At 58.8% G+C, this 12,368-nt stretch carries 10 protein-coding genes; 3 read left to right on the forward strand and 7 right to left on the reverse strand.

The annotated features are described in order from the left end of the window. Positions 1–1,766: 1,766 nt before the first annotated feature. The 6 genes from ACRB8A_RS04975 to ACRB8A_RS05000 form a co-directional block, all read right to left on the reverse strand. Positions 1,767–2,333, reverse strand: a complete 567-nt coding sequence (locus ACRB8A_RS04975) for a GNAT family N-acetyltransferase (RefSeq protein ID WP_432245732.1) — start codon at positions 2,331–2,333, stop codon at positions 1,767–1,769. A gap of 597 nt (positions 2,334–2,930) precedes the next feature. Beyond that, complete coding sequence (locus ACRB8A_RS04980) at positions 2,931–3,134, reverse strand: hypothetical protein (RefSeq protein WP_432245733.1); 204 nt, start codon at positions 3,132–3,134, stop codon at positions 2,931–2,933. Between the two features lie 83 nt (positions 3,135–3,217). Next, positions 3,218–4,168 carry a GIY-YIG nuclease family protein gene (locus ACRB8A_RS04985; protein ID WP_432245734.1) on the reverse strand — a complete coding sequence of 317 codons (951 nt, stop codon included), beginning with the start codon at positions 4,166–4,168 and terminating at the stop codon, positions 3,218–3,220. Positions 4,169–4,224: 56 nt separating this feature from the next. Continuing rightward, on the reverse strand, positions 4,225–4,893 hold the full coding sequence (locus ACRB8A_RS04990) for a helicase associated domain-containing protein (RefSeq protein WP_432245735.1): 669 nt from the start codon (positions 4,891–4,893) through the stop codon (positions 4,225–4,227). 67 nt (positions 4,894–4,960) lie between these two features. Next, positions 4,961–5,620: a hypothetical protein gene (locus tag ACRB8A_RS04995; RefSeq protein ID WP_432245736.1), complete on the reverse strand. Its 660-nt coding sequence runs from the start codon at positions 5,618–5,620 to the stop codon at positions 4,961–4,963. A 113-nt stretch (positions 5,621–5,733) separates the two neighbouring features. Further along, complete coding sequence (locus ACRB8A_RS05000) at positions 5,734–6,066, reverse strand: hypothetical protein (protein WP_432245737.1); 333 nt, start codon at positions 6,064–6,066, stop codon at positions 5,734–5,736. A gap of 1,809 nt (positions 6,067–7,875) precedes the next feature. Between ACRB8A_RS05000 and ACRB8A_RS05005 the strand changes: the two genes are divergently transcribed. The 3 genes from ACRB8A_RS05005 to ACRB8A_RS05015 all read left to right on the forward strand — a co-directional run bounded on the left by ACRB8A_RS05005 (position 7,876) and on the right by ACRB8A_RS05015 (position 11,260). After that, positions 7,876–8,793, forward strand: coding sequence for a NaeI family type II restriction endonuclease (locus ACRB8A_RS05005; RefSeq protein ID WP_432245738.1), 918 nt, complete (start codon positions 7,876–7,878; stop codon positions 8,791–8,793). Between the two features lie 167 nt (positions 8,794–8,960). Continuing rightward, positions 8,961–10,277 carry a DNA cytosine methyltransferase gene (locus ACRB8A_RS05010; RefSeq protein ID WP_432245739.1) on the forward strand — a complete coding sequence of 439 codons (1,317 nt, stop codon included), beginning with the start codon at positions 8,961–8,963 and terminating at the stop codon, positions 10,275–10,277. Between the two features lie 11 nt (positions 10,278–10,288). Next, positions 10,289–11,260 (forward strand): hypothetical protein, encoded by a 972-nt coding sequence (locus ACRB8A_RS05015; protein ID WP_432245740.1) that lies wholly within the window; start codon positions 10,289–10,291, stop codon positions 11,258–11,260. A gap of 585 nt (positions 11,261–11,845) precedes the next feature. Here ACRB8A_RS05015 and ACRB8A_RS05020 read toward each other — a convergent pair. Next, positions 11,846–12,367, reverse strand: a complete 522-nt coding sequence (locus ACRB8A_RS05020) for a HEPN domain-containing protein (RefSeq protein WP_432245741.1) — start codon at positions 12,365–12,367, stop codon at positions 11,846–11,848. Position 12,368 lies beyond the last annotated feature (1 nt).

Below are 12,368 nucleotides of genomic sequence, written 5' to 3' on the forward strand. Positions count from 1 at the left end.
AATCGAGACTGGCGGGCGCTCCCCGCTGACCGGCGGCTCCCCGGGGCTGCTCCAGACGCCCCACCCGCCCGCCGGGCATCGACTCGTCCCAACACGAATCGATGCGCATTTTGACTGGACGGAGGTAGTAGGACCTGCCCTGATTCAGTCATCAAACATGCGAGATGCACACTCGTTGATCAACCTAACCGGGGCATACACGGGGTTGACATCTGTCCACATCCAGCGCCGTCAGAGCGTGGATGACACGGAAAAGTTCGACTTGGAACCTATCGTTCCAGCCCTAACAGGAGCGTCGGGGAAATGAAGCAGGGTTGATTTCGTTGGGACGGGGCGGTCACGTGTCGGGGACGGTCGAAAACTGAGCCATTTCGTAGTCAAAGAAATGCCTCACTTTTCGACAAGTGCCGACATCATGAGCAGAGCATACGTTCTCATCCGGCTCGGTTCGTTGAAGACGGGTCAACAGAGATCGTTTCCGGCGTGCGCCTCTACAGCGAGGTGACGGCATGCAAGGCCGGTTACCGGTGCGCGGTCGAAATCGCCCTGTTTCCCATCCCGCGTTTGGAGCTTCACTCTTGGCCTCTGCCATTTGCGGCTGTAGAGGGCTCTCCTCCTATGGGCAGCAGCCTGCACAAAATCCCCTTTACTGCATCGTTCGGCAGTCTGCCTCTCAACTCTTTGTGGTCCTACCTAGTCGGCAGAGTGTGGTGCCTAGGGTGCGCCGGGGAGAGGGTTTCCGCCGCCACGCTGAGGAACAACTTATGTATTCCTTCGCGAACCCCTTTTCGGCTCTCATATATGTGTTGTTCCAGCCAGGGCTTGAGAGTTTTGGTGGTCCAATTTAGGTAATAAGATTTGGTCTCCGTTTTGTACTTTCTACCAATCTGAAGCGGCAGATGATTTGCCGTTCGTGGGGATAGGAGTAGGAGCCGAGCCGAGTAATCATTCGTACGAGGAATGGGGCCATAGACGTCTGTCGAAACTGCCGGTAGGGCCCCTGCCTTCTCCCCAAGCAGAACGAACGCAATACCAATGTTCCGACCGAGGTATTTTTTATCGATATTTATGCTCCTGTTGGTACTCGTCTTCAGTTGAAGTGGCAGCATCCATGGGAAGTCTGGTAGACCCACGATGAGATCCACCCCGTTATCCCGCAACGGGATGCTAACCTCGTAGCCCGCTAGCATTAGCTCGTTTATCAGCCAATTACGTCCAATAATTTCGGTTTGTTGCGTGTCAAATCCTGGAATCGGCACTAGCTTCTTTCCTTCCCTTAGAGGCCCCGGTAGCGATCTCGCACTGTTGCGCGGAGTGAACCCGCTCTGCACTACTCACAAGGTTTTCCGTTGTGGTTACCAAGTGATTGGAGTCTAGGCAAGGAAACAAACTTTGGGCATTGCATCGCCTGCCAAGCGTCTAGCAAATCCTCGACTACGGGCATGAAAGGATTCATCGCGACCGGCACGCGTTCCAACCTCTGGCAGGCACCAACCGAGTCGCTTGTCGTCAGGACCATCAGAAACGACACATACTGACCTGCACGGGAAAGCTTACCGATGCCTTGGGGGAGTAGACCGCTCAGGCCGGTCAAAACTTGAGTCGGGTACCAATGGTGGTCAAAGGCGCACGGGGAGCGTTAGTGTCTGACTGGTTGGGGTGTTACCCAGACTGGCGTTCGGGCTCGATTTCCACGCCCGCGGAGTCTTGCAGGCGCGCCAGGGCTTCGAATATCCCAACCATAAATGCTCGCCGGAGCTCGGCTTTCAGTCCGCGTCCTGTTGCCGGCGGTCAATCAGCCAGGGATGGTGACGCTCGCCTCGAGCGAGTCCTAAATCGGACGGCCGGAACCGGCGGACGGGAACACGCCGAATGTTCTTACCAATTGATTGCGCGAAGCGCTCATTCAACCTGCGTGCGTCGACGTTGTCGTCGAGAGTGGCCATCGCGATATTGCGTTCCGGCTGCCAGTCGGCGGCCGAGCTAAGGAGCGCGAGTCCTACCCCTCGTCGTCGTGCGGAGGGAACTACCGCAACCAGCTGAATGAACAGCGGGTCCGAATCGGTTCGGCCTGCGAGTACACAACAAAAGCCGACAGGATAGTCAACGATCTCTGCCAGCAAGACGAGCTGCTGCCCAATCTTAGACACGTTGTCTTCGACAGAATGAATGTTGGTTGACTCGCAGTCTGCCTGCATCCATCGCATCCAGCGACCGTCCTGTGCCGTCGGCTCTGCCTCACGGATCAAGACCTCCGAGAGTGGCAATGCTTCCAGTACTTGTTTCCAGGCGCCGAACCCTGGTTCGGAGTAAGGAGAATCGGGGTTGAACATACGCCGAACATTATCAATGATGAATGGCCCCGCCGGGACCCGTTTCAGCGAGTGGCAGCCTGGTCACCGCTCAACTGCACCCGTAAGCCGGTCCCTCGACGGTCATCAATTAACCCTTACGCAACGCGTCAGGATAACCGTCATTTGGCAGCCCGCGGGTTTCCGTTTGACCTGCCCGCAAAACTGCCAGGTAACGTTGCCCGAAACCCAACGCACCAGGTTGTCCCTTATCCCTTGTGCTAGGGAACGTATCACTGAGCAGGCAGTCAGGCCTGAATGCTGCAGGCACCACTGGCATGCCGCCTCGAAACCTTTGGGATGCGATGCATCTCACTGGCCGTTCTTTTCCAATCGACGAATTAGAGGATGTTCTGTTTTTGCAACGCCCTGTCTTCCGTTGTGGAGATCTACCCGCATCGCGTACGACAGCTCCGTCATACGCGCCGCATAGGCCATGTCAAGCCCGTCAGTGGAAACGCCATCACGGAGTGCCCGAGAAAAAAGCGTGGCACTGGCGACGGCTGCGATTGCAGATTGACAAATGGCATCCGGCGCAAAAAGTTGGAGTCTGTGGATAGCTGCTCGCTGACGCGCGATTTATTCAGGAGAAATCAGCGTTCCATCCAGGACCGAACCGTAATTGGCGATGCCCGTATCCTCAGGGAAGGCTGCATATGCCTTCTGCCTCTCATTCCTCCTCCATTGTCGTTGTTCATTTCGGCCGCCCCAGAGAGCGCCCAGATAGCCGGCTGTGATGGCTACAGTGCCCGAGATGAGCGCTGTCCAAAGTGCGATGTCCATAATCGCAAGATACGGGATCAGGCCGAGTCAATCGGAAAACTAAGCGTCGCGAAAGCGGGCGCGTGACGAAAGTTCTTGGTTGATCAGTTTCCGTTGAAGCCGAATTTGCGTGTCATCAGTGCTGCTTTGTAGTGGGATTCTGCTGTGTTGACTTCGAAGGAGGGTGCGCTGGGGCCGAAGACGCGTAGGAGGCTGAAGATGAAGTGTCGTGCGTGGTCGGTTTTTGTTCGGGTGGTTTCTCCTGGTGCGCTGATGAGGGCGAGTTCGCGGAGGGCGATGTTCCCGCCGTGGCCGTCGCGGGCGTAGGTTGTCCAGCGGCCGAGGATGCGTTCGGCACCGTCGGCTTTGCCGACGTACTGTTTTCCGTTGCTGGAATCGGTAATGAGGTAGATCCCTTGGACCTCGGACAGGGCGGCTTGCCAGGCAGCGTACCTAGGGTCATCGACCATCTCGCAGAGCTGGTGATAGGTGAGAAGGACGCCGTCGAACCCCGGGAAATCGACTTTGTCACGATCAGCGATTTCCACCACGGACATGCGTTGAGCACTGGGCGAGGCTGCGCTTCGGTGCCAGCTGCGGGGGTTGTCCCATTCGACAACGAGTCGGTTAGTTAGAGGTGCGAGAAGTCCTGTCGGGCGGAGGTCGAAGAACCGATTCGATTCTGTTCGGAGTTCTATGATCTCGCCGTGGTTCTCGAAAGTACCCCACAAGCGGGACCTGTTCTTGCCGTCGGCAACGAAGATCACCCAGTAGCGTGGCGGATCCAAGGGGAATCGCCGGGGCGAAACGTCCTGTTCCCTGGTGTAAGCGAGGACACGTTCTTCAGTCAGATCTTCAGGGCCGCGCAGCGCTTCTGGGTCCCCGGGTTTGAACGTGTGCCGGATGACGTGGATGTCCTCCAGCCGGGCAACTGGTTCATGGTCTGCCCCCATGCCGCGCAGCACGTGGCCGAGGGTGAGGGCCGGGCCACTGGCAGATGTCGTGGACACTGCCGTCTCGTCGCCCTCGATTGCCTCGACGATATTTTCCTGCATCCGGTTCCCCCAATCTGCGGAATATTTCCGCAACGTTCCTTAACTGTGAACGTATCTCACAGAGCCCCCGGTGCGTTCCGCTTTCCGCCGCTGTGCTTTCTCCCCACCCGCCAGCCCGGGAGGGTGGTGTCGAGCATTGTTGCTTTCCGGGGATCGAGCTTTGAGGCGTGGGCGGTGATTCGTTGGCCGTGGAGCCAGAGCCCGAGTCGGCGTTCGCGTGGGTCGCTGGTTTTGTTGTGCCGTGGCCAGTCGTTACCTTCGGCCCGGTACGTGACGAGCTCAGCAAAGCGGGCCGCCCAGCGGGCTTCGTCCCGGTCCTTCTTCGATGGGATGTCAGCCCAGCCCGGGATGGTGTTGAGCTGTTCCGCGTAGGCAGGGGAGAGCGTGTTGTTCTTCGCATCCAGCCGACGGTGGTGGAGCCACGCGGCGAGGCTGCGTTCCCGGACCGTGCTGCCGCCGACGGAGGGGAGCCGACCCGTGGTGCGGAAGAACGTGAGGATGACTTCGACGTTGGCGTGGCCGGCGGCGGTAGTGTGTGGGGCGTGGGGGAGTAGCTCCTGGTGCGCCTCAGCAAGGCCGGGGTCCTGCCGTTTAGCGAGGGCGAGGTGGTAGCGGACTGACGACCCGGCGACTCCGGCCAGGGCGGCGATCTTCCTGGCGGGTATGCCTTGCCGGTACATTTGGACCCATTCCGGGTTCGGCGCTGACCGCCGTCGCTCCGCCATTCCTATGCCTCTCTCATGGTCGCTGACTACACCCTGATGCCGATGCGGTTCTGCCGTGCTCCGCCGGCTACTTTGACGGACTTTGGTGCAGCCAGATTGCCCGGTCCAGGTCCCGCGGTTCAACGCCGAGTGCCGCGGCCGCGCCTTGGAGGAGCTGCCGTGTTTTGGTGGGAGAAAGCTTGTCCTCACCGAGAACCCGAGTGAGGTAGCGCTGCACCATCACATCCGGCTTTGTTTCGGTGCCGACTCCTGCATTCATGAGCAGATATGACCAGGCCAGCGGGCCAAAACCTTTGACTGAAAGCCACGCTGTTTTCGCTGAGGTGTCTCCGTTGGCCGCGGCTGTGCGGAGGTCCTCTGCACTCGTTACGGGTGTGTCCAGGGCAGCGAGCCGGGTGAGGCCTTCATAGATTCCCTCAGGCCGTACGCGCTTTGTACCTGGAAGCTTGCTTTCATTGCGAAGGACGTCTCGTGCGAAGTTGCCAGGCCCGCCTGAGCTATCCATCGCTGCTACCAGGTCTGCGCCGCTGTCGGTGTCTGCCGTGGGGCGAAATGCGCGGTACTTTGCAAGGACATTTTTCGCTGCGGCCGTGCTTCCACGCAGGGAATATGCCGAGTTCAGCGCGCAAAGCGCAAGCGAGTGGCGAAACTCCACGGGAGCGCTCCAGCTGGAGGGATCGCCAAGATCCCTGGTGGACGCCTTGAGCAGGAGATTCAATTCAGTCATGTCCGGATCATAGCTGGCACCCCCGGACATCCGGCGGGTCTCTTGGCCGAGGGTGTGCCGCTTATGGACAGGGCAGAGCTGATTGCCCGACTCTGCCGCCGCGGTTGCTTCTGTCAACTCTGGTGGTACGAAATAGGGTTCTGAGACTTGCTCAGCTCGACCCGGTCGCCGACCCGCGGGTCACCTTCCAGGAGATCGCCTACGACTTCAAGGCGATTACCGTGCTTAATTAGCCCCCTCATGGTTGCTATGGCAAGGATGGTTCCGGCAGGGTCGACGATGCGGACCTCGTCCTCATCGATCGCTCTGCTGGCTTTCATGACCCAACAGCCGCGACCGGCTTCCCAGGCCGCGCTTTCACTCATGTTCGCTTCCGCACCCACCCAGGTCCGTCCAAGGGGGTCGTTCTGGACATCTTGCTTGTTGCCCAATTTGATCTGCAGCATGAATACTCCTCCGTACTTTGATACTCGGTTACTTGTTAACAAGTATACTTGTACCTAAGTATCGGGCAAGTCCTAACGCGGATCACGTCACCATGGCCATTTGTCCACTGCTCTTATAACATGCACCTCAGCCGGGATTTAACGTTAGGGATGCCCGCTCTTGACGTCCTAGGTGATCTAGTAGACCTGTCCAGAATCTGACGGATCTCATGGAACCCCTCGAACCGTCGATTAGCCCTGGCTTCGGGGACGGCCGGATCAGGATCCCGAAGGGCCGTCCTGCCGGGGTGGTAGGTTTCGACGGCTGCCTATCGGGCGCTGATTTCGGGATGTCGGCGGGTGAATCGCCTCCGCAGAGTCGTGCTTTTCCGCCTTGAACAAGCACGACTTTCAGGTTGGGCATCACACGTATCAGCCGAGCCAAAGGGTCGAGTCCCTCCGTAGTTTGCGGACTCCTCAGACCGCTCGACTGGTCGTGGCGGTACCACGGGTATGCGTTCCACGGAGTCAGGTCTGCAGGAGTCAGCTTGACCGAGGCGAGCAGTTCGCACTGAAGGGCTGCGGAATCATCATCATTCTCCACGCACAGCATCCCGGATCCCCTGGTCTCGTGGGTCATCGGACCGGAATCTCGCAGGATGCTCAGAACCCTGGCAGCGGAGCCGCCGTGTATAGGCGCGACGTACGGCACCCAGCCGCGGCCGGCCAAAGATTCAGGCGCGCGGAGGGACTCAACCAGCCGGTTCACAGCGGTGACGTGCGGAAGGTGCACACCGGCAAACTGCTCTGCTCTGAAAGCCGGGTCCCTCATCTGTTTAACCATGGTTGGATACTAGCCGGGAGAAAATATCTGACCGGTTACACAAGGAGGCCTCCCGCCGGACAGTTGAATGGTGCTGCTACCAGGGGTCATGTTGGAAGACACCTCCGGACTGGCGGCGCCCAAAAGGGCCAGCCCCCGCTGCACGCACCCAATTCGATAAGACTCACAATGATGAGGACTGAACGCTTAACCATCGGCACGTGAGTAGTCCCTTGCCTCATTCGGCTGATCGTGCCCGGCCTGCCTGGCCAACCATTGAAGGGCTGCTTTTTCGTTGTTGAAGTAAGCCGAAGGAGTGAGTGATTGCCGGGCGAAGGCTGAAAGAACAGTCCCCATTGGGTAGTCCCCGAGAAGTGCAATCATGGAAAAACCTCGGTAGGCATTCATGCCCGCCCTCGCTTCGACTGCCACGCCAGTGACGCCCTCAATGTTGACCAGGATCAGCAGCGTTCTGCCTCCACCGAGTTTCTCCAGCGCGCGGGCGGCCTGACAGCGATGTCGTAGCTGACGAACATCCCCCAAAACCCATCAAGCCGCAGAGCGCGTCCCTGTAGGAAGCAACGAAATGATCCATGGGTCTACTGTGAGTGTGCGATCCGTTGGCGTCAAAACCCCTCTCACAAGGGAAGTTGAAGCCCAAGAACGCCTGCACCATCGGTGAGCTCCCGTGAGCGTCTGTAGAACGTTGCACGGGATATTCCAAGGTCACGGGCGACTTGCGCGGCCGCCGAAGGAGTGTCCTTTGTCGGTTGCTCCGGCCTGGGAGTAGAGTGCCCACTCGGTAAAGGGCGTGGAGGGTAACCCCGACCCCCATAGCTAGCCAGTGGCGCCGCGGACCGAGTAGCAGGTTCCGGCGGTTAGGGTGATTTCTGAGGTTTGGACCGCTATAGCCCATAAGGTGGTGCTGCCTAGATGCTACCGACCGTATTGGAGAACGCCTCGGCAGCCAAGATTTTGTTGGCTCTACAACGCGTATGGTGGAGCGAATGAGCCTAATCAACCTGCCGTCGGCAGTTGCTGATCCTGCTGTTGCCGCGGTGGCGGCTGAGCTTCGTCGATTTGACCCAGACGGATCAAGAATGGCGAAGGTGTTTCGGTCTACCTTTGACCAGCTTTATGACGGTCAGCACACCGGCCGCTACAGCGTAGAACAACTTTTCAAGACAGAGAAGACGCATTTCGGAACGCTCATCGAGATAAATTTGCAGCGCGAATTCAATATCGCAGATGGGTCCGTGTTGGACTTCACAATCGCCGGGTCTGAGGTTGACTGCAAGTATTCCCACACCGGGGCATGGATGCTCCCGATCGAGAGCTTCGACCAAATCATTGTGGTCGCGCAGGCCGATGACCGGAAGTCCGTGTGGAGCGTGGGGGTCGTGCGGGCAGCTGAGGCTAATCGGCGCACCAGCGAAAATCGTGACAAGAAAACTGGCCTGAACGCGCTGGGCCGCTCCCAAATCGTGTGGGTGTTCAAGGACGCGCAAATGCAGCCGAACGCCTTACTCCAGCTCCCGCCATCGGCGGTGTCGAAGATTATGGCCGGGCGCAGTGGGCAGGCTCGAGTGAACGAGTTATTCCGGTGGGCTACGAATACACGTCTGTCTCGCAACATCATCGCCACAGTCGCCCAGCAAGACGACTACATGAAGCGGGTGCGTTACAACGGCGGTGCCCGCAGTGCCCTTCGACCGGAGGGATATCTGATTCTGGGGGGCGATTACTTCATCCAGCGCGACTTGGCGGCTGTACTCGGCGCCGTTGTTCCCGAGCCCGGGGAACTTGTTAGTGTACGCGTCACTCCAGCGGCCCCGGAGGAAGGTATCGGGATCGACGGCGCATGGTGGCGCCTTGCAATGCCGCACGAGCGAATCGACATGCCCGCCCCGGTACTACCCAGGTGAGTGAAACTGACCTGGCCACGCCTGGTAGCGGCGAACTCTTGACCGTCGGCGCGGCGCCCCGTTGCCTGGCGCGACGAAGTTCCAGGCCGGGCCGTCTCTGGGCATTGACCGGAGTTGATATGGCAGTGCGTCCCAAAATCGTCGGTGGTTCCTGTCAGAATGTAGGGGTGAATAAAGCGAGAACGAGTGTTTCTGAGTTAACCGCAGTGGAGATCTGCGCCGGAGCCGGCGGCCAGAGTCTCGGACTGCACCTCGCAGGCTTTCGGCACACGTTGGCCATCGAAATCGACCGCGACGCAGCCGCTACTCTCGAGCGCAATCTGTCCAGGGTTGCGTCCGCGGACGGCCAACCTCAGCCGGTCATCGCTATCGGTGACGTTGCAGATGAGTCGGTATGGAAACCCGAAGACCACCGGGGCGTTTCGCTGCTCGCAGGTGGCGTTCCTTGCCCGCCGTTTTCCACCGCCGGCAAGCAGCTGGGGTCATCAGACGAGCGCGATCTCTTCGCATGGGCTGTTGAGGCCGCTGGCCGCATGCAGCCAGACGCTGTCCTGCTCGAGAACGTGCGCGGCCTGTCGATGCCGCGCTTCGCGGGCTACCGTCAGGCAGTGCTGGATCGCTTCACCGAGCTCGGGTACAGCGCCGACTGGCGGCTGCTAGAAGCCAAGGACTTCGGTGTCCCTCAGCTTCGCCCGCGATTCATACTTGTGGCCCTGCGCGATGAGTTTGCCCCGTACTTCTCGTGGCCCGAGCCGACCCCCGCCATTCAGACGGTCGGCTCTGCGGTTTATGACCTAATGGCAGCCAACGGGTGGCCTGGTGCCGAGGCCTGGGCGCGAAACGCGAACCGCGTGGCCCCGACCGTCGTCGGTGGCTCAAAGAAGCACGGCGGACCCGATCTGGGCCCGACGCGTGCGAAGCGCGAATGGCGTTCTCTGGGCGTCGACGGCTTGGGCATAGCAGATGCTGCGCCCGGCCCTGATGTGCCCGTCGATTTCATACCAAAGCTGACGAACGAGATGGTCGCACGTATCCAGGGCTGGTCTGGACCCGGGTTCGAATGGGACTTCGGCGACGGCAAGGGACGGAAGACATCTACCTACAGGCAGATCGGCAATGCATTTCCGCCGCCGGTAGCGCGCGCGCTTGGGCGCGCAATCGCATCCGCACTCCGGAAGGAGGGTCAGCCACTTGGGAACCATGGAGCGGGCAATCAATACCGCGACGAGGTATATAAGGCGCTTCGCGACCAGACCGGATTCATCTCTCTCGCAGGACTGCGTAAGACCCTTGGAGGCGCTTTCACCGAGAGCGAGATCGAGCGCCGGATTGTTTTCATTCGCCGGGACTTCGAGGTCGAGGAGCGACGGCGCGGAATGACAGTAACATTCCGATTGGGCCAGTGGCGCGCATTTCGGGGGCAGAAGGATCACGTGCGCCACGCTGCGTTTGCCACCGAGCGTCTTCGCTCGAAGATCAGCTGACCGCCTAGTCCATGGCGAAGAACTTCAAACTGCCTACGGGCTGGTACTTCTCGACGATTACTGATCTCGTTGAAAACATCCTGCCGCCGCTGCTCGGACAGCTGACGGTGGACAACGCCTGGGCGTACGTCTACGCCACCACGCTGTGGTCTGAGAATGTCGGGGGGACCGAGTACCTCCATATCATCGAGTCCGACAAGCTCAAGTCGAAGTCGGGGCAGGGGCTCGCTGGGCGGGCGGCTGATTATCTGGAGACGCACCTTGTGCCAGGAGAGACCCGCGACCCTTTTGCCGTCGTGGACCAGATCGGCAAGGCCTATATCGAAGAGAGGGCGAACCAGGGCTTCGTAGCTCCTAAGAAGAAGCGAGACCCGAATGTCACCGGTGCCGCCTTCGAAACGGTGCTTCAGGTGCTGATTGGAAAGCTTTGCGGTGTCACCCCGTCTCGAACGCCGCGTCTGCGCACTCTACAGGGCTTCGAGCTAGCTCCGGAGGGATACCACTCTCGCCCCGATCTCGTACTCTTTGGGCCTCGCGACTTCAGACTCCTGATATCCACCAAATGGACGCTCCGAAAGGAGAGGATTGGCACGTACCTGCATGAGTCGTACTTCTACAGACGGCGCCGCCCCGACCTGCAGATTGCCTTCGGGGTCAACGAATTCCAGCCGAACATCCTGTGGCATCTGAGCACCGATCCCCTAGTGGACCGGGTGTATCACGTTAACAAGCGGATGCTGCTGGAGCTGTATACGCCATTCGCCGATATCCCGCCGGGGACTGGTATCCTTGCCTCCACTCTCACCGGTGACCATGCCAATGCGACGGCTTACCGCCGATGGGCGCGCATGAATGACCGGCTGTTCGACCTTAAGGACATGTTTGCCGACATCAAGGTTCTGATGAATACGCCTGATCAGGTCATCGACCCTGAGCAGGAGGATGGCGGAGCCGACTGGGACGAGTACGAGATCGACACCTGAGATGGGCGGCCTACGCAATCCTAAATAGCTGACCGTCCTAACCACGTAAGCCTCTAACGCCTTGGCAAAACGGAGAAGTCCATCGGTGTGAGTTGAGCGGACGGCGTAGGTCTTCTCGCAGCTTGCATAATTCGCCTCGAATCGTAATCGAATGCGCGTGGTATCGGTGTAATCCTGAGGACTAACTAGAGAAATGCTAATCACATTGATTAGTAAGGTGTACTGACTGCGACCTTGGGAACGTTGCCATGGTTAGGTGACAAAAAGAAGTCCTCCCAGTGGACTTGGGCTTGTCTAAGAGTCCAGTTCACAGGGAGGTCTTCAGTGTCCCATCCTAACGCGATTCTCACGCCCTGGGGCAGGCTCCGGCTGGCCAGGTGCTAACGCCAACCGAAAATAGAGCCAGTTTGCCACCTGCAAACAGGGCCGCGGGTTGCTGTTCTATTGTGTGGTCCGGACACATGGCTGAAGTCTTGGCTGCGGTTGTCGCCTCCGTCAGGAGCATGAGGTAGGCCTTGACCTTGCCTCTTGCGCGCCCGCACCTGCCCTTGACCAAATTTGGCAGCCAAGGAGACAATTCGGCGTCTATGCCTCAGCCAAAACGAATCGTTCGATCTGATCCACGAACTCGAGAGCAAGGTGATATCTGCCAATGATCTCTTTCGGCGTTAGCTCTACGAGGGCACTTGCATAGTCATTGTGGACAACCTGATTACGAAGTTGCCCGAGCTGCATAAATGCGGCGTGTTGGGTCTTGAGTTGGTCATTATCCTTCAATGCAGCCCTAAATGCTCGACCACACACATCTCCAAAACTAGTGAAAAATCCCTGAGCAGTTCCAGACTTCCACTCGAAAAGGGTGTGATAACCGCGAGCCATAACTTGCTTTGCCACGAACTCTCCCAACCTATCTGTTCCATGCCGACTAAATATTTCCGGAACTAGGGCCTTGACTTTATCCTCCAAGCTGCTCGCGGCAGCAACCAAAAGGTGCTTATGGTAACTTCGATTTAGCGAAGACAGGCCGGAAGGGCTCATGCTTAGATCGGATATCAGGTCCAAATAGTCCTGATATAGCGAGCCAACGGCATCATTAATTTCTTGCATT

Source organism: Arthrobacter sp. G.S.26, from assembly GCF_050847375.1.
GTDB lineage: Bacteria > Actinomycetota > Actinomycetes > Actinomycetales > Micrococcaceae > Arthrobacter.

Bases quoted from the DNA above. Each gene is read 5' to 3' on its own strand.
- ACRB8A_RS04975 (WP_432245732.1), bottom strand. From the start codon at position 2,333: ATGTTCAACCCCGATTCTCCTTACTCCGAACCAGGGTTCGGCGCCTGG.
- ACRB8A_RS04980 (WP_432245733.1), bottom strand. From the start codon at position 3,134: ATGGACATCGCACTTTGGACAGCGCTCATCTCGGGCACTGTAGCCATC.
- ACRB8A_RS04985 (WP_432245734.1), bottom strand. From the start codon at position 4,168: ATGCAGGAAAATATCGTCGAGGCAATCGAGGGCGACGAGACGGCAGTG.
- ACRB8A_RS04990 (WP_432245735.1), bottom strand. From the start codon at position 4,893: ATGGCGGAGCGACGGCGGTCAGCGCCGAACCCGGAATGGGTCCAAATG.
- ACRB8A_RS04995 (WP_432245736.1), bottom strand. From the start codon at position 5,620: ATGACTGAATTGAATCTCCTGCTCAAGGCGTCCACCAGGGATCTTGGC.
- ACRB8A_RS05000 (WP_432245737.1), bottom strand. From the start codon at position 6,066: ATGCTGCAGATCAAATTGGGCAACAAGCAAGATGTCCAGAACGACCCC.
- ACRB8A_RS05005 (WP_432245738.1), top strand. From the start codon at position 7,876: ATGAGCCTAATCAACCTGCCGTCGGCAGTTGCTGATCCTGCTGTTGCC.
- ACRB8A_RS05015 (WP_432245740.1), top strand. From the start codon at position 10,289: ATGGCGAAGAACTTCAAACTGCCTACGGGCTGGTACTTCTCGACGATT.
- ACRB8A_RS05020 (WP_432245741.1), bottom strand. From the start codon at position 12,367: ATGCAAGAAATTAATGATGCCGTTGGCTCGCTATATCAGGACTATTTG.